Raw genomic sequence first — 15,522 nt, forward strand, 5'->3', positions numbered from 1 at the left:
TTCATTGTGATTGGGCGCCTGGGATCGGCCGCGCTGGCCGCGGGTATCGCACTGGCCGGGCTGACGGCGGCCACCGCGTCGGCGGCACCGGGGTGCGCCGACTACCACTGGATCGGCGCGGCCGGGTCCGGTCAGCGCGACGGTGCCAACCTGACCGCCAACGGCGGGATGGGCTCCGTGGTGTACCAGTCCTACCAGCAGCTCAAATCACAGCTGGCCGCAGACGGCCGGACCATCGACGCCGAGGCGGTCCAGTACCCAGCGGCTCCGGTGCCGCTGGAGGGCGGCATCAGTGGCTGGCTGGGCTTCCTCGGCAGTGTCGGTGACGGTACGGACGCGACCGAAAAGCAGTACAAGGCGTTCACCGAGCGTTGCCCGGACACCAAGGTGGTCCTGGCCGGCTACTCGCAGGGCGCCATGATCGTCCACCGCAACTTGTACGACCTTGCTGACGATCCGCATCTGGCCGCCGCGCTGTTGATCGCCGATGGTGACCGGCTGCCGGTCGACACCACCATCAAACTGGGGTCGACGGCCGTCGCGCTCGGACACGGCGAGGGCGTCGCGCAGGATCACTCCTTCCTGGCGTCGACCAACACCTCTGAGTTGCCGCCCGCGATCGGCACCCGAACCATCAGCGTCTGCGACGTCGGTGATCCGGTCTGCGATTACAACCCCGACACCGGGAAGATCTCCGATGCGGCGATCGCCATCCACACCTCGTACGCGCCTGCCCTCAGCGGCCCCCACGCGTGGGTCGCGCCGCTCTACACCCTGGTGACGGCGACGGAGACCGCCTCGCCGGTGGAGTTGTCCGCCCACACCTCCTGACCCGGATCAAGCGCCGGGATGAGTTTTCCAGACGTCATCCGTTCTGGCCGTCAGGGAGCTGTCCTGCTCCCGAAAGCCAGAAGGGATCATCATGAAACTCGTCGTAATCGGTGGCACCGGCCTGGTGGGGTCCAAAGTGGTGCAGAGTCTGACCGCCCGCGGCCACGAGGCCGTCGCGGCAGCTCCCTCGACCGGCGTGAACACCACCACCGGTGAGGGGTTGGCCGAGGTGATGGCGGGAGCTTCCGTCGTCGTCGACGTCTCCAATTCGCCGGCTCTGGACGATTCGGCGATCGAGTTCTTCCGCACCGCGACCACGAACTTGCTGACCGCCGAGCAGAACGCCGGTGTCCGGCACCACGTCGCGCTGTCGGTGGTGGGCACCGAGGACCTTGCCGCACAGAGCGGCTACTTCCAGGGCAAGCTGCTCCAGGAGAAGCTGATCAGTGAAGGCCCGATCCCGTTTTCGATCGTGCACGCGACGCAGTTCTTCGAGTTCGTCAATACCCTCGCCGACGCCGCGACCGAGGGCGACACCGTGGTGCTGCCGCCGAAGTACTTCCAGCCGATGGCGGCAGTCGATGTGGCCGAGGGAGTCGCGATCGCCGCCGTCGGCGACCCGGTCAACGGCATCGTCGAGATCGGCGGCCCCGACATGGTTTTGCTTCCGGACCTCATCCGCACCGCGCTGACCTCCCGTGCTGACGGCCGCACCGTCATCAGCGATCCCGCCGCGTCGTACTGGGGCGTCGACATCGACGAGCGCACGTTGGTGCCCGGCCCGGGCGCGACACTGTTCGACACCCGATTCGAGGACTGGCTCCTCGAATCGGCTGCGAAGTCGTAGACACAGCTGTGGACGTATACGAAGCGGTGCGAAGCAGGCGGGCCGTCCGGGGTTTCACCGATCGGCCCGTCGCACCCGAGATCCTGCAGCGGGTGCTGGCCGCGGCGTGCTGGTCGCCCTCGGGGTCGAACATCCAGCCGTGGCATGTCTACGTCGTCACCGGTGCACCGCTGGCCGAGCTGAAGAAGATCGCCGTCGAACGCGTCGTCGCAGGTGAAGCCTGGGACGACCGGGAATTCGAGATGTATCCCGCCGAGATGGCTTCGCCGTACCGGGAGCGCCGCGCCGCCTTCGGTCGGCAGCGGTACGCCGCACTCGGTATCGCTCGGGAGGACTGGGAGGCCCGGCAGCGGGCGGCCGTCGCGAACTGGGATTGCTTTGGCGCGCCGGTCGCGCTGTTCTGCTACATCGATCGACACCTCGGTCTGCCGCAGTGGGCCGACCTCGGCATGTATCTGCAGACCGTCATGCTGCTGCTTCGCGCTGAAGGGCTGCACAGTTGCCCGCAGATGGCGTGGTCGCAGGTTCGCCGAACGGTTGCCGATGTGGTGTCTCCGCCCGACGAGCTGATGCTGTTCTGTGGCATGTCCGTTGGCTACGAAGACATCTCGGTCAGCTACTCACGTACCGGTCGTGCCCCGCTTGACGAGACCGTCACATTCCTGCCCGGATAGGTCCACCCCCCGCGGCGCCCCCACCCCCGGTTACGATCAGGACCGGAAATTCCGGTGAGGTCCGCTAGGGGCAGACGGTGGTGCCTATCTCGAGCGACGGGCGGCCAGAGCACTTGCATGGTCGTGCCGCCGAGTGCCGAGCGCTGCGCTCGGTGATCTCGACCGTCGCCGGTGGCGATTCGCAGGTGCTGGTGCTGCGCGGCGAGGCCGGCGTCGGTAAGACGGCGTTGCTCGGGTATCTCTCGGAGCAGGCGTCGGCGCTACGAGTGCTACACGTCGCGGGCGTTCAGTCGGACATGGAACTCGCGTACGCCGGACTGCAGCAACTGTGCGCCCCGCTCATGGAGCACCTCGGTGAGCTGCCGGATCCGCAACGTCGCGCGCTCGACGTCGCCTTCGGTCGCGGAGTGGGTGAGCCCCCCGACCGGTTCCTGGTGGGTTTGGCGGTGCTGAGTCTGATGGCGGCGGCCGCTCAACGTCAGCCCCTGCTGTGCATCGTCGACGACGCACATTGGCTCGACCAGGTGACGGTGCAGACCCTGGGTTTCGTGGCGCGCCGCCTGCTGGCCGAGCCGATCGCGTTGGTGTTCGCCGCGCGCGACGACGGCGCACAGCCGCTTACCGGGTTGCCCGAACTGATCGTCCGCGGCCTGTCCGACGGGGATGCACGTGAGCTGCTGGACTCGGTGATGCTCGGTGGCATCGATCCACCGGTACGTGACCGCATCGTCGCTGAAACCAGAGGTAATCCGCTTGCGCTGCTTGAGGTTCCACGCAACGCCTCCTCAACCGAGCTCGCCGGCGGGTTCTGGCTGTCGGGTTCGGCGTCGGCGCCCGGCGCTGTCGAGACCAGCTACGTGAAGCGAGTCCAGAGCCTTCCCGCACCGACTCGACGGCTGCTCTTGGTGGCGGCGGCCGAGCCGGTCGGCGATGCGGCGTTGTTCCTGCGGGCCGCCGCCGCGCTGGGTATCCCCATCGACGCGCTCGCGCCGGCCGAAGCCGCAGGTGTGATCGAGTTCGGTCCGCGGATGCGGTTCCGGCATCCGTTGTTGCGGTCCGCGGCCTACCGCGCCGCTGATCTGGCCGACCGCAGAGCCATCCACCGTGCCCTTGCCGACGCCACCGATCCGGAGGCCGATCCTGATCGGCGCGCATGGCATGCCGCCAACGCTGCGGCCGGCCCGGACGACGCGGTGGCCGAGGAGCTGCAGAACTCGGCGGCCCGGGCGCAGAGTCGTGGCGGAATCGCTGCGGCGGCAGCATTTCTCGAGCGCTCCGCGGTCCTGACAGCCGATCCGCACCTGCGCGGTGCGCGCGCGTTGGCCGCTGCCAAGGCCAAGCGAGATGCCGCAGCGCCGGCCGCCGCTCGTGACCTGCTCGACCTCGCGGAGCGAGGGCCCTTGTCGGAGCTGCAACGGGCACAGGTGGCGCGCGTGCGCGCCCAGATGGACTTTGTCCGCAGCCGAGCCGGCGAGGCCGGAGCGCCGTCCGTGCGGGAGACCGCGCAGGCACTGCTGGACGCTGCTCGCGGGCTGGAACCCCTCGACGACTACGCATCTCGGGAGAGCTACCTCGAGGCGATCGCGGCGCTGATGTATGCCGGACGCCTCGGTGACCCGGGGGCGCTGACCCATGCTGCGCAGGCAGCCCTGGCCGCACTGGATCGTGCGGCCGAACTGTCCCGCCCAGTGGACTTCTTGCTCAAGGGGGTCGCCGGGCGCATCACTCAGGGAGTCGGCGCCGGTGCCGAATCGATGCGAATCGGCTTGGATCACATGTGTATTCAGGCGGCGGCCGACGATCGCGACGTCCTGCGGTGGATGGTGCCTGCGTTCCCGATCCTGCAAGAGTCATCGGCCCACGAATTGTGGGATCATGCCACCGTGCATCAGCTCGCTGCCGCAGCTGTGCGCGCCGCGCGCAACGCCGGCGCCCTGGCCATCCTGCCGCGTGCGCTGGTCTACCAGGCCGGCGTTCACCTGGTTGCCGGCGAATTCCGCACGGCGGCAACCCTTGTCGAGGAAGCCAATGCGATCACGTCGGCCACCGACCATTATGCGGCGGTGAAGTACCACGCGTTGATGCTGACCGCCTGGCGGGGTGATGCGGCCGAGGCCGAACGGTTGATCAAGGCCACCGAAGCGGACGGAACCAGTCGGGGTGAGGGCCGGGTGCTCGGGCTGACCGGATACGCGGCGGCGGTGCTCTACAACGGGCTCGGCCGCTACGACGAGGCATTGGCCGCCGCCCGGACGGTGTGCGAATACGAGGACATCGGCTTCTACAGCTGGTGTTTGTACGAACTGGTCGAAGCGGCCGCGCGCAGCGGCCAGCGGGACACCGCGACCGCGGCGATCGACGACCTCGCCGATCGCGCGGGAGCAAGCGGAACCGATTGGGGCCTGGGCACGTTGGCAGCAGCCCAGGCGATGCTCGCCGACGACGCCGACGCCGACGCGCTGTTCACCGAAGCCATCGAGCGGTTGGGGCGCACCACGATCGCGGTGCACCGGGCCCGCGCGCACCTCGTGTACGGGGAATGGTTGCGGCGGGTGCTGCGCCGAACCGACGCCCGACGGCACCTGACCGAGGCCCACGACATGTTCGTCCGGATGGGTGCCGACGCCTTCGCCGAGCGCGCCCGCCGAGAGCTGGCGGCCACCGGCGAGAAGGTGCGCGCTCAGCAGCCGAGTTCGGGCGGTGAGCTCACAGCGCAGGAGGCGCAGATCGCGCGACTGGCCGGTGAGGGGCTGACGAACCAGGAGATCGGTGCGCAGCTGTTCATCAGCACACACACCGTCGAGTGGCATCTGCGAAAGGTGTTCGCCAAGCTCGGCATCACCTCACGCAGGCAACTGCGGACGATGTCCTGGGCGAGCTAGGCCTGATCCGCCGCGACGGGGGCAGTCGGTAGCCCGACCCCGGGCCGACGACTACGGACTACGGGCTATCAAGGGTTCGCCGGGGAGACCTGGCGGCGAGGCTGAGGTCATCAGCAACTCGCCCCCAGGAGACCGTTCATGACCGTCACGTCTGTTCCCCGGCCAATCGACCCCGCGGCCGCCGACCGGTTCGCCCGCGACGCGCAACCTCTGTTCGACGCCCTGCTGCGCCGGGCCAGGGGGCTGACCAAAACCACGGCCGACGCCGAGGACCTGGTGCAGGACACCCTGCTGCACGCGTTCATGGGCTATCACACGTTCCGCGACGGCACCGACTTCAAGGCGTGGCTGTTCCGCATTCTCTACAACCGCTGGGTGAGCGGGTTCCGCGCCAAGCAGCGCCGGCCATCGGAGGTGCCGGTCGACGATGTCGCCGAGGGCGACCTTGCCGACAGCGCTGCCCGGTCGTCCACCGCGTCCCGCTCCGCCGAGGCCGAGGCACTCACCCGGCTGCCCGACCGCGACCTCCGGTCGGCGATGGCCAGCTTGCCGGAGGATTTCCGCACGGTGCTGTTCTACGCCGAGATCCAGGGCCACACCTACGCCGAGACCGCCGTGATCCTGAACATCCCACGCGGCACGGTGATGTCCCGGGCCTCCCGCGGAAGGCAGCGGCTGCGGGTGGCTCTGGCAGATAGCGCGTACGCACCGACGGCTCAGATCGCATGACCGCCGTGACGGAACTGAGCGGGCAGACGGCGCTTGTCACCGGCGGCACCGCCGGGATCGGGCTGGCGTGCGCTCGGCTGTTGGCCCGCGCCGGCGCCACAGTGATCGTCACCGGCAGAGACCGCCTACGCGGCGCGGCCGCGGCAGGCCAGATCTCCGGCCGGGCGCACTTCGTGGCCGCGGACCTGGCCGACGCCGGCGCGGTACAGGCGTTGGTCGACCGGGTGGGCGAGGTGGACATCCTGGTCAACAACGCCGCCAGCTTTCCCGGAGCACTCACCGTCGACCAGGACATCACAACGTTCCAAACGACGTTCGACACCAATGTGCGCGGCACGTATTTCCTGACCGCAGGCCTGGTCCCGGGCATGCTGCGCAGGCACCGGGGCAGCATCGTGAACGTCACGTCGATGGTCGCGTCCAAGGGTGTTGGCGGCGCATCCACCTACGGCGCGTCGAAGGCCGCGGTCGAAGCACTGACGCGATCGTGGGCCGCCGAGTTCGGCCCCTACGGCGTGCGCGTCAACAGCGTCGCGCCCGGGCCCACCAACACCGAAGGCGTCGCCGCGCAATGGGGTGACACCAACGACGAACTCGGCAGGGCGCTGCCCCTCGGGCGCACCGCCGACCCCGAGGAAATCGCCCACGCGGTGCTCTTCCTCGCGTCCCCCCGGGCGAGCTTCATCACCGGATCGACCCTGCACGCCGACGGCGGCGGAACCGCCGTCTGACACCAAGGAGAATGAACATGCCGAAAACCCATGACCCGCAATGGGAGAACGCACTGACCGTCGTTCAGGAGGTGCATCCGACCTTTATCCCGGACGGCGCCGACGTGATGACCGTCGTCATCGAATACCCGCCGGGCAGTGCCGGAGCCCCACCGCACCGCCATCCGAGCGGCCCGGCGTTCGGCTACATGCTGGAAGGCGAGATGCTCTTTGAACTCGAAGGGCAGCCGCCACGTGTCATCCGCGCGGGCGAAGCTTTCTGGGAGCCCGGCGGAGACGTCATCCACTACTCGGACGCCAACAACCGGGACGACGCCAAGAGCCGGTTCGTCGTGACGATGGTGTGCGTCCCAGGCAGGCCGATGCTCGAGCTCGTCGACGACAGCGAACTGGCCGCCCGCAAACACTTGCGGGTATCGGCCGAACCCGCCGCCGGAAAGGACTGAATGACCGTGTCTCGCATTCTGCTTCAGACCACGATCACCGCCCAGCCGGATGACTGGGACATCGACCGCTTCACACTCCTCGCCGCCGAATTGCGCGCAGCCGGGCATGACGTGCTCGCCCGCAACCGCGCACACCACGGCGACGATCCGGTGCTCAGCGTGCTCGACGATCTCGGATTCGACCAGCTGTGGCTGATGGCCGTCGACACCGGCGACGGCCTGACCGATGCCGAAGCCGACGCCATCACCAGGTTCCGTCGCGGCGGCGGCGGGGTGCTCACCGCTCGCGACCACCAGGACCTCGGGTGCTGCCTCACCCGGCTCGGGTCTCTGGGACTGGTCAACGAGTTCCAGGACAAGACCGTCGACCAAAGCCACCTCTGCGACGACCAGGACACCCCGACCATCTCCTGGCCCAACTTCCATTCCGGCGCCAACGGCGACTACCAGCAGGTCCTCGCCACGGACCCGGCGCATCCGCTGCTGCACACTTCACGCACCGTCAGCGGCCGAGTCGAATGGTTCCCCGCACACCCCCACGAGGGCGCGGTCTCGGCGAGCGTTCCCTGCGCGACGGTCGTGGCCGAGGGGCGAAGCAGCGCCAGTGGTCGTCGCTTCAACCTCGCCGTCGCGATCGACGGTGAGACGTCCGACGGGCTGCCCATGGGGCGGGCGCTCGCGGAATCCACATTCCATCACTTCGCCGACTACAACTGGGATTTGGGTTGTGGGGCACCGTCGTTCGTCAGTGAGCCACCCGGCAATCAGATCATGGCCGATCCGGTCCGGCTGACGGTGTTCAAGGACTACGTGCGCAACGCCGCGAACTGGCTACATCCGGGTGCCGGTGCCGGTGCCGATGTTGCGCCCCACGCGAGCCGCGCTGTCGTACTCTGAATGCGCTTCAGACAAGGAGGCGCCAGTGAGCGAACACGAAGTCAAGATGATCATCCTGTCGACCGACGACCTGGATGAATCGATCAGGTTCTACAGCGACACCCTCGGGATGGCAGTGAAGTTCCGCGACGGCACCCATTTCGCGGCGCTCGACGGTGGCCCGGTCACTGTGGCGCTGGCGACGGAGGTCGACCACCCGATTCCCGGGCAGGTCGTTGTCGGAATCAAGACGGCCGACGTCGACGCCGCTGCGAAGGCGGTCGAGGCCAGTGGTGGCGGCATCGTCAAGGGCCCCTATGACGACGCGCATGAACGTCGAGCCGTCGTGTACGACAACAAGGGCAACGGGCTGGTCTTCTACAGCCCGCTCGCGCGCAAGTAACGGAGACACCGCGTGACCGAACTCGAGGACCGGCAGGATATTTCAGATCTCCTGATCCGCTACGCCACCGGTATCGACCGGCGCGACTGGGACCTGTTTCGGACCGTGTTCACCCCTGACTGCCACCTGGACTACGGCGAGATCGGGGTGTGGAACGGCGTGGACGAGGTCACCGAGTTCATGGACGTCGCGCACGCCGCCGCCGGATACCTCATGCATCGCATCAGCAACATCGTGATCGATCTGCAGGGCGATCAAGCCGTCACCCGCTGTTACGTCGATGCGTGGATCATGGCTGCCGACAACAACTCTGGGGTTAACGCCAGGGGCTTCTACGACGACGAGATCGTCCGCACCGGTGCCGGCTGGCGGATCGCCCGGCGCACCTTCACCACCGTGCAGGTGGTGTACTGATGGCTGAATTCTTCGCCGAACGGTACGGCCCCTGGGCGCTGATCGCCGGCGCTTCCGATGGTGTGGGTGCGGCGTTCGCCGACGAGCTGGCTGCGCGTGGGCTCAACGTGGTCTTACTTGCCCGCAGGCAACCCGTGCTCGACGACGTCGCCGCGAACATTCGAGACCGGCACGGAGTCGAAACCAGGACGCTGGCAATCGATCTCACAGCAGCGGGCGCGGCGGCTGCCGTGATCGCTGCGACGGCGGGTCTCGACATCGGGTTCCTGGTTTACTGCGCGGGTGCCGACCCCGACTTCACGCCGTTCCTGAGTAATTCGATCGAGGCGGCCGAGAACATGGTGCAACGTAACTGCGTGGTGCCCATGCAGCTATGCCACCATTACGCCGCTCCGATGGTCGAGCGGGGCCGCGGCGGGATCGTCGTGTTCGGCTCCGGCGCAGGCTTTGTCGGCGGCCCAAACATGGTGGCTTACGGCGCGTCCAAAGCCTTCGACATGGTGTTCGCCGAAGCGCTGTGGAGTGAACTGCACGGCAAGGGTGTCGACGTGATCGGCTTGATCCTCGGCAAGACCGACACCCCCGCGCTGCGCAGGCTCGAGCACCAACGCGGCACCCTGGCCTCGGAAGACCAGACGCCCACCGATGCGGTACCGGTCGGCGACGTGGTGGCCGAAGCGTTCGCGAACCTGACCAACGGGCCGACGGTGCTCGTCGGTGACCAGATGCGCGGCGTCGGACAGTTGCTGGCGTCGATGGACCGTAACGACGCGGCTCGGCTGATGGCGCAGTCGATCGCCGCGGCAATGGGACCGGACTGACGCTCGGGTTGTTGCCCTGTAGGAGGCGTCACATGTTTATCGATCTCAGATCTGGATAGCTAATACCGGTACCAGGCAGGTCGTTACTCACGCACGATTGACGCACGATTGGAGCACGAAGCCATGAAGTTGATCGAGATTGTCGCCGGAGCCGCTGTGGCCGGTGGATTGGCTGCAAGCGCACTGGGATTGAGCGCCGCGACCGCGGGCGCCGACCCCGGCTGGACCCCGCCGCCAGGCCCTGTCCAGCCCGCGCTGCCGCCGGCCGGTCCCGATGCCGGCAGCCCGCCGGCCTGGGCACCGCCCAAGCCTGTCGACCCGACCTGGGCCGCAGGCAACAAGCAGGTGTGGGACGAGGGCTGGAATCACTGGGGCGTGTGGATCAACGGGGTCTTCGTCCCGACCTACTGATCTGCGCATGACGCCGCGGGATGCCGTCTGATCGCCTGGGGTGACGGCACCCCGCGGCGTCCTCGCGTCTTGGGACCGCTAGCTCGCTCTATGGTCGAACAGTGACGATCACCTACGACGAGGCATTGCGGGAGCGGATCCGGGATCATTTGAGCGGCCACGACCGTCGCTCGGCGGCCGACCCCACCAAGCGCCACGCCGCGGTCGCGGTGGTGCTCGTCGACTCCGAAACCGGCGAGGACCGGGTCGACCCGGCTCCCGTTGACGATTGGATCGCCGGCCGGCCGATGGAGCCGGGGTTGGACGGCCGGATGGTCGGAGTATCCGGTGGTGCCGCATTTCTGTTGTGCCGCAGAGCTTCCCGCTTGAACTCACACGCTGCGCAGTGGGCCCTTCCTGGCGGCAGACTGGACCCGGGGGAGACCGCGATCGACGCGGCCTTGCGTGAGCTCGACGAGGAAGTCGGGGTTCTGCTGCCCCATTCGTCGGTCCTCGGAGTGCTCGACGACTATCCGACGCGGTCGGGCTACATCATCACCCCGGTGGTCGTCTGGGGCGGCGGCCGACTGGATCCGCAACCGGCGCCCGACGAGGTCGTCGCCGTTTACCGGGTGGGACTGCACCAACTGCAACGGCCGGATTCGCCGCGGTTCATCACGATCCCGGAGAGCCCGCGCCCCGTTGTGCAGATACCGTTGGGCAACGACCTCATCCATGCGCCCACAGGTGCGGTGCTGCTTCAACTTCGCTGGCTGGGTCTGGAGGGCCGCCACGACCCCGTCGACGACCTCGAGCAGCCCGTCTTCGCCTGGAAATAGGCCCCTGAAAAATAGGCCCTGAAACGAAAAGTACCGCGCGGCCGGATGACCGCGCGGTACGTCGACAACAATTGTCAGGCAGGCGGGTAGACGCCCATGCCCTTGGCCTTCTCGGTCTGCCAGAAGATGTCCGAGATCTGGTCGATGGTCGCGAGCAGCTTCTCGGCCGTGGCGGCGTCGGTCGACTTCTTGACGTCGCCGGCACCGTGCACGCCGTCCCAGAACAGCTGGTGCAGGTTCGGGAACTGCTCGAAGTGCTCCTTGGTGAAGAAGTCGGCCCACAGCACCATCAGGTGATGCTTGACCTCCTCGGCGCGCTGCTCCTTGATCAGGATCGCGCGGGTCCGGAAGTGCTCGTCATCCGAATCGTTGTACTTCTGGATGGTCTTGAGGCACGACAGTGCCTCGATCTTGGCCTGGGCGGGGTCGTAGACGCCGCAGTACAGGTCGCAGTGAGCGTGGGCAGGGGTGGCGTTGGCGAAAAGTCGTTGCAGCATGGCCCTAACTTACCCTTTCACCATGCGGGAGAACCATGGGCTCGGTTCCTGGCCGCTGCGCCGGTTTCGGGTGGTGGAGGAGTCGATGCTGCCAACTCTTCGCCCTGGTGATGGCCTGTTGGCGGTTCGCGCCGGAACTCCGCGTACGGGACAACTTCGGGTGTTTCCGGATCCCACCCTGCCGACCCGGTGGTTGATCAAGCGGGTCGGGTCGGTGCGCCGGCGCGGCCGGACCGCGTATTTCGAAGCGTGCTCGGACAATCCGCTCGCGCCGGGCGTCGTCGACTCGCGACGGTTCGGCTGGGTTTCGGCCGCGGGTTCCTACCGGGTGGTGTGGACGGTCCGCGGTACACCCGACTGAGTCCGAGTTTCATTTCCGGGCTATTGAGGTACACGGCGCCCATGGGTATTTCAGACAAGATCAGCAATAAGGTCGACGACGCCGCGGGCAAGGCCAAAGAGGGCGTCGGTCGCGCCACCGGCGACAAGAGCACCGAGAACGAGGGCAAGCTCGATCAGGCCAAGTCGAGCCTCAAGGACGCCGGCGAGAAGGTCAAAGACGCCTTCAAGAGCTGATCGTGGAGCTCAGCAAGCAGCCACCCCCCACGCCGGTGGATGCCAGGCAGGCCAGCGAAGAGCAACGCGTTCTGCAGGACCAGCTGGATCATCAAAACGATGATCCGGCTGGTCCCGGCAAGGTCGACAGGCACCAGGTCGCCGACGAAACCTGAGCTACTGCGGGTGGGTGGCCAGGTAGCCGGCGACCGGGATGGGCTCATCGGCCGAATAGCCGATCGGGAGAACGACGTCGCCTTCAGTCGTGACGTAGTAGACATCCCACTGGTAGAAGCCTGCGAACGTCGCGGGATCAGCCAGGATTGCGGCGTAATCCTTTATCGCAGAGACGTATTCACCGGCGTGGTTGTAGCGGTAAATCGCGCGATCGGGGTCCGCGCCGAACCCGTTGGCCGCCAGGTAGCGGCCGGCGGCCATGATGCTGTCGTGCGGTGAGCGGATGTCTCCGCCCTCGCCGTGGGCGGCGAATGTGGACGGCAGGAACTGCATCGGTCCGTCCGCTCCGGCGGTGCTCAGTCCCACGATGCTGCCCAGCCTGGTTTCGACCAGATTGATGGCCGCCAGATAGTTCCAACCCACCCCGGTGGCCGCCTCCGCCTCGCGGTAGTAGCCGAGCAGTTCGTCGGCCGGAGCCGGGGGCTGGATCCGCCACGCAGGCAGAGTGTCCCGCGGGTGGGCCATCGCCGCGAGTTGGCGGCGTGCGTCGACGTTGCGGTCGTAGGCGTCGAGCAACTCCGACGGGATCCGTGGCCGGATGATCGAATCCCATTCGGGATGACGTCCGATGCTGCGGTAGGCGACCTGCTGACGACGCGCGGCCGCGACGAGCGCGGGCTGCGATGTCGATGGATCACGAATGGCCAACTCGTCGGCGACCAGGTCGTCGGCGAGCTGAGCGGGATCGGGCGCCAGCCTGGGCTGGGCGCCCACCGGCGCGGCCGGCGCTGCGACGTCGGTGGCCTCTGTGGCGGGCTGTGGCGGGACGGTCGGCGTCGCCGTGGAGTCGGTGCAGCCGACGGACGCGCACACCAGCACCGCGACGGCGAGCAGCCCGCCACGCCGCAGCGCGCGGACAGCGGACGAAGTCACGCGGGTGCCGTTCATGATGCTGGAGAGGGTATGACATGACGGCCGCCGAGGTTGTCGGTATAGCCGGTACCGTCAGCGCTCGTATGCGGACGCACCGGCTCCGTCGCCGGCCCGGGTCCTGGTGATGACAGGTGCCGGATAGCCGCGCCTGCCCACCTCGTCCCGCACGCTGGCAGCGACGGTCTCGACCCGTTCGTTGTCGACCAGGCTGATCACACAGCCGCCGAAACCGCCGCCCGTCATTCGTGCCCCGAGCGCACCGGAGGCAACCGCGGTGTCGGCGATGAGATCGAGGTGTTCGGTGGTGATCTCGAAATCATCACGCATCGAGACATGCGAGTCCGTCAGCACCCGGCCCGCCGCGGTGAAATCCGAAACAGCCAGTGCATCAACGAAGTCGATGACCCGGCGGTTCTCGGTGACGATATGGCGGGCTCGGCGGGCATCCTCTGGCCCGCTGATCGTCGCCAGTGCCGCCAACCCCTGGTCCTGCACCTCACGAAGAGTGCCGACCTTCAGCTCGGTGGCGGCCCGCTCGCACGACGCGCGGCGGGCGGCGTATTCGCCGTCAGCGTGCTGGTGTGCGGCCCGGGAGTCGATCAGCAGCAGCGCAATACCGGACGCGTCGGGATCGAACAGCACCGGCCGGACCGTCAGATTGGCGAAGTCGATCATCTGCGCCCGCCTCGGCGCACCGTAGAGCACGGCCAATTGGTCGAGCAAACCCGTTGGTGCGCCGACATATTCGTTCTCAGCTCGTTGCGCGATCCGGGCGCGCTCCATAAGGTCGACGGAACGGTCGGTGGCGCCGAGCACCGCACCGAGTACCGCGCACTCCAGCGCCGCCGAGGATGCCAGGCCCGCACCGGCCGCCACGCCGCCCGCGATTGACAACGCGCCGCCGGGAACCGGATGACCCGCCTGCTGCAGCGCCCAGACCACGCCCGCTACGTATGCGGCCCAGCCGGTCACGTCGCCGGGGGCGGTGCCGAGCGGGAATGTGATCACGTCCGGCTCGCGGTCGCTGCGCACGACCATCGAGTCGCTCTTCTCGGGCTGAAAAGTCACGCGGGTGCGCTCGGGCAACGCGATGGGCAGGGCGAAACCGAAGTTGTAGTCGGTGTGTTCGCCGATGAGGTTGATACGCCCGGGCGCCGAATAGTGCAGCGTGCCGTCAAGTCTCGTCATCGTCATGCCGTGCGCACCATCTCGGCGATGGCTTCCGGCCTGACGTCGTTGATGAACGCGTCCATGGCGGATTCCGAGCTCGCCAGGTACTTGAGCTTGGTGGCGCTGCGCCTCGTCGACATCACTTCGACGTGGAAATAGCCTTCTCGCTGGGCATCGGTGTCTGCGTATTGGTGCAGCGCTGCCATATAGGGCAACGGCGTGGGGTAGAGACGGTCGAGCCGCTGCAGGATGTCGGAGTACACACGGGTGAACTCGTCGAGCTCCGCGCCGTCGAGGTCGAGCAGATTGTGCGCGAAGCGGTTCGGATAGATGTGCACCTCGACCGGCCAGCGTGCCGCGAACGGCACGAACGCGGTGAACAACTCAGTGCGCGCGACGATGCGGGCACCGTCACGCACCTCGTGGGCGAGGACATCGGCGAAAAGATTGGTGCCGGTGCGGGTGCGGTGCGCGCGGGCCGCCTGCAACATCTGCTCGGTGCGGGGCGTCAGATACGGGTAGCCGTAGATCTGCCCGTGTGGATGGGTCAGCGTCACACCGATTTCCGCACCGCGGTTCTCGAAACAGAACACCTGCTCGATGCCGGGCGTCGCGGACAGCTCGGCGGTGCGGTGCCGCCACGCTTCGACGACCAGACGGGCCTGGCGAAAGTCGAGACCTGCGAACGAGCCGGTGTGATCGCTGGAAAAGCAGATGACCTCGCAACGGCCATGACTCGGTGCGGACACGAAGTCGGCATCCGCCGGATCCGGCAACTGAAAGGCCGACCCCCCTGCCTCGGTCAGGCTGGCGAAACGGTTCTCGAAAGCGACGACATCGTAATCCGCTGCCGGTATCTCGCTGGTCAGCCCAGACGGTCCGGGACACAGCGGGCACCGGTCGGCAGGCGGCATATACGTCCGGTCCTGGCGCAGCGCGGCGATGATCACCCATTGGCCGGTCGTGCGATCAAAACGGAGCTCGGATTGCGCGGCGCAACGTTGCGGCAGGGAGCGACGATCGGGGACGGGTTCGCAGTCGTGACCGGGCAGGGTGAAGAACAGCAGCTCGCGTCCGTCGGCCAGCGCCCACCGGGTTGGCGACTGGCGGAAGGTCACTGTGGCGCGCTCTGGCCCTGGCGGCCCGAGGGCCGGCGCAGCGCCCGCTCGCGCTGCGCCCGTTCGCGCTGTGCGGCGCGGGCGGCCAGGATCTGTTGGTAGCGCAGGACGAGTTGCTCGCGGGTCATCCCGAATTCCGGCAGCACCTGATCGGCGGGAGGCCCACCGTAGGGTGCCCAGCTACGCATA

The 15,522-nt window shown here is 67.6% G+C and carries 21 protein-coding genes; 16 read left to right on the plus strand and 5 right to left on the minus strand.

Annotation, left to right across the window (positions count from 1 at the left end; genetic code table 11):
- Positions 1–6 precede the first annotated feature (6 nt).
- The 13 genes from BST42_RS07095 to BST42_RS07155 all read left to right on the plus strand — a co-directional run bounded on the left by BST42_RS07095 (position 7) and on the right by BST42_RS07155 (position 10,883).
- Complete coding sequence (locus BST42_RS07095; protein WP_083117924.1) at positions 7–831, plus strand: cutinase family protein; 825 nt, start codon at positions 7–9, stop codon at positions 829–831.
- Positions 832–922: 91 nt separating this feature from the next.
- Entirely contained in the window at positions 923–1,678 is a 756-nt protein-coding gene (locus tag BST42_RS07100; protein WP_083117824.1) for an SDR family oxidoreductase, read from the plus strand.
- 8 nt (positions 1,679–1,686) lie between these two features.
- On the plus strand, positions 1,687–2,352 hold the full coding sequence (locus BST42_RS07105; RefSeq protein ID WP_083117825.1) for a nitroreductase: 666 nt from the start codon (positions 1,687–1,689) through the stop codon (positions 2,350–2,352).
- An 86-nt stretch (positions 2,353–2,438) separates the two neighbouring features.
- Positions 2,439–5,234 carry a helix-turn-helix transcriptional regulator gene (locus BST42_RS07110; RefSeq protein WP_083117925.1) on the plus strand — a complete coding sequence of 932 codons (2,796 nt, stop codon included), beginning with the start codon at positions 2,439–2,441 and terminating at the stop codon, positions 5,232–5,234.
- A gap of 138 nt (positions 5,235–5,372) precedes the next feature.
- The gene (locus BST42_RS07115) at positions 5,373–5,963 is read left to right on the plus strand and encodes a sigma-70 family RNA polymerase sigma factor (RefSeq protein ID WP_083117826.1); all 591 of its coding nucleotides are present in this window, start codon (positions 5,373–5,375) and stop codon (positions 5,961–5,963) included.
- Positions 5,960–6,694 carry an SDR family NAD(P)-dependent oxidoreductase gene (locus BST42_RS07120; RefSeq protein WP_083117827.1) on the plus strand — a complete coding sequence of 245 codons (735 nt, stop codon included), beginning with the start codon at positions 5,960–5,962 and terminating at the stop codon, positions 6,692–6,694. Before BST42_RS07115 ends, BST42_RS07120 begins: the two co-directional genes overlap by 4 nt.
- 17 nt (positions 6,695–6,711) lie before the next feature.
- Positions 6,712–7,140, plus strand: a complete 429-nt coding sequence (locus BST42_RS07125) for a cupin domain-containing protein (RefSeq protein ID WP_110918509.1) — start codon at positions 6,712–6,714, stop codon at positions 7,138–7,140.
- Positions 7,141–7,146: 6 nt separating this feature from the next.
- The gene (locus BST42_RS07130) at positions 7,147–8,037 is read left to right on the plus strand and encodes a hypothetical protein (protein WP_110918510.1); all 891 of its coding nucleotides are present in this window, start codon (positions 7,147–7,149) and stop codon (positions 8,035–8,037) included.
- A 25-nt stretch (positions 8,038–8,062) separates the two neighbouring features.
- On the plus strand, positions 8,063–8,419 hold the full coding sequence (locus BST42_RS07135) for a VOC family protein (RefSeq protein WP_083117830.1): 357 nt from the start codon (positions 8,063–8,065) through the stop codon (positions 8,417–8,419).
- Positions 8,420–8,431: 12 nt separating this feature from the next.
- Positions 8,432–8,833, plus strand: a complete 402-nt coding sequence (locus BST42_RS07140; RefSeq protein WP_083117831.1) for a nuclear transport factor 2 family protein — start codon at positions 8,432–8,434, stop codon at positions 8,831–8,833.
- Entirely contained in the window at positions 8,833–9,654 is an 822-nt protein-coding gene (locus BST42_RS07145; protein WP_083117832.1) for an SDR family NAD(P)-dependent oxidoreductase, read from the plus strand. Before BST42_RS07140 ends, BST42_RS07145 begins: the two co-directional genes overlap by 1 nt.
- A 123-nt stretch (positions 9,655–9,777) precedes the next feature.
- Complete coding sequence (locus BST42_RS07150; protein WP_036342078.1) at positions 9,778–10,065, plus strand: hypothetical protein; 288 nt, start codon at positions 9,778–9,780, stop codon at positions 10,063–10,065.
- 101 nt (positions 10,066–10,166) lie between these two features.
- Entirely contained in the window at positions 10,167–10,883 is a 717-nt protein-coding gene (locus BST42_RS07155) for an NUDIX hydrolase (protein WP_083117833.1), read from the plus strand.
- A 74-nt stretch (positions 10,884–10,957) separates the two neighbouring features.
- Here the strand turns inward: BST42_RS07155 and sodN are convergent, their stop codons facing one another.
- The gene (sodN, locus tag BST42_RS07160) at positions 10,958–11,380 is read right to left on the minus strand and encodes a superoxide dismutase, Ni (protein WP_036342074.1); all 423 of its coding nucleotides are present in this window, start codon (positions 11,378–11,380) and stop codon (positions 10,958–10,960) included.
- Positions 11,381–11,465: 85 nt separating this feature from the next.
- On the opposite strand from sodN, the gene BST42_RS07165 reads away from it, so the two are divergent.
- From BST42_RS07165 to BST42_RS29560, 3 genes are read left to right on the plus strand one after another with little or no spacing between them, the layout of a single operon-like run.
- Positions 11,466–11,741, plus strand: coding sequence for a S26 family signal peptidase (locus BST42_RS07165; protein ID WP_207569460.1), 276 nt, complete (start codon positions 11,466–11,468; stop codon positions 11,739–11,741).
- Between the two features lie 41 nt (positions 11,742–11,782).
- Complete coding sequence (locus BST42_RS07170; protein ID WP_083117834.1) at positions 11,783–11,956, plus strand: CsbD family protein; 174 nt, start codon at positions 11,783–11,785, stop codon at positions 11,954–11,956.
- 2 nt (positions 11,957–11,958) lie between these two features.
- Positions 11,959–12,111 carry a hypothetical protein gene (locus tag BST42_RS29560; RefSeq protein ID WP_165760794.1) on the plus strand — a complete coding sequence of 51 codons (153 nt, stop codon included), beginning with the start codon at positions 11,959–11,961 and terminating at the stop codon, positions 12,109–12,111.
- Position 12,112: 1 nt separating this feature from the next.
- Here the strand turns inward: BST42_RS29560 and BST42_RS07175 are convergent, their stop codons facing one another.
- From BST42_RS07175 to BST42_RS07190, 4 genes are read right to left on the minus strand one after another with little or no spacing between them, the layout of a single operon-like run.
- Positions 12,113–13,060 carry a lytic transglycosylase domain-containing protein gene (locus BST42_RS07175; RefSeq protein ID WP_083117835.1) on the minus strand — a complete coding sequence of 316 codons (948 nt, stop codon included), beginning with the start codon at positions 13,058–13,060 and terminating at the stop codon, positions 12,113–12,115.
- Between the two features lie 57 nt (positions 13,061–13,117).
- Complete coding sequence (locus tag BST42_RS07180; RefSeq protein ID WP_110918491.1) at positions 13,118–14,233, minus strand: galactokinase; 1,116 nt, start codon at positions 14,231–14,233, stop codon at positions 13,118–13,120.
- 2 nt (positions 14,234–14,235) lie between these two features.
- A complete protein-coding gene (gene galT, locus BST42_RS07185; protein WP_083117837.1) occupies positions 14,236–15,333 on the minus strand; it encodes a galactose-1-phosphate uridylyltransferase in 1,098 nt (365 codons plus the stop codon).
- Positions 15,330–15,521 (minus strand): hypothetical protein, encoded by a 192-nt coding sequence (locus tag BST42_RS07190; RefSeq protein WP_083117927.1) that lies wholly within the window; start codon positions 15,519–15,521, stop codon positions 15,330–15,332. The genes galT and BST42_RS07190 overlap by 4 nt, the downstream gene beginning before the upstream one ends.
- Position 15,522: the final 1 nt, after the last annotated feature.

Source organism: Mycolicibacterium rhodesiae, from assembly GCF_002086695.1.
GTDB classification, from domain to species: Bacteria; Actinomycetota; Actinomycetes; order Mycobacteriales; family Mycobacteriaceae; genus Mycobacterium; species Mycobacterium rhodesiae.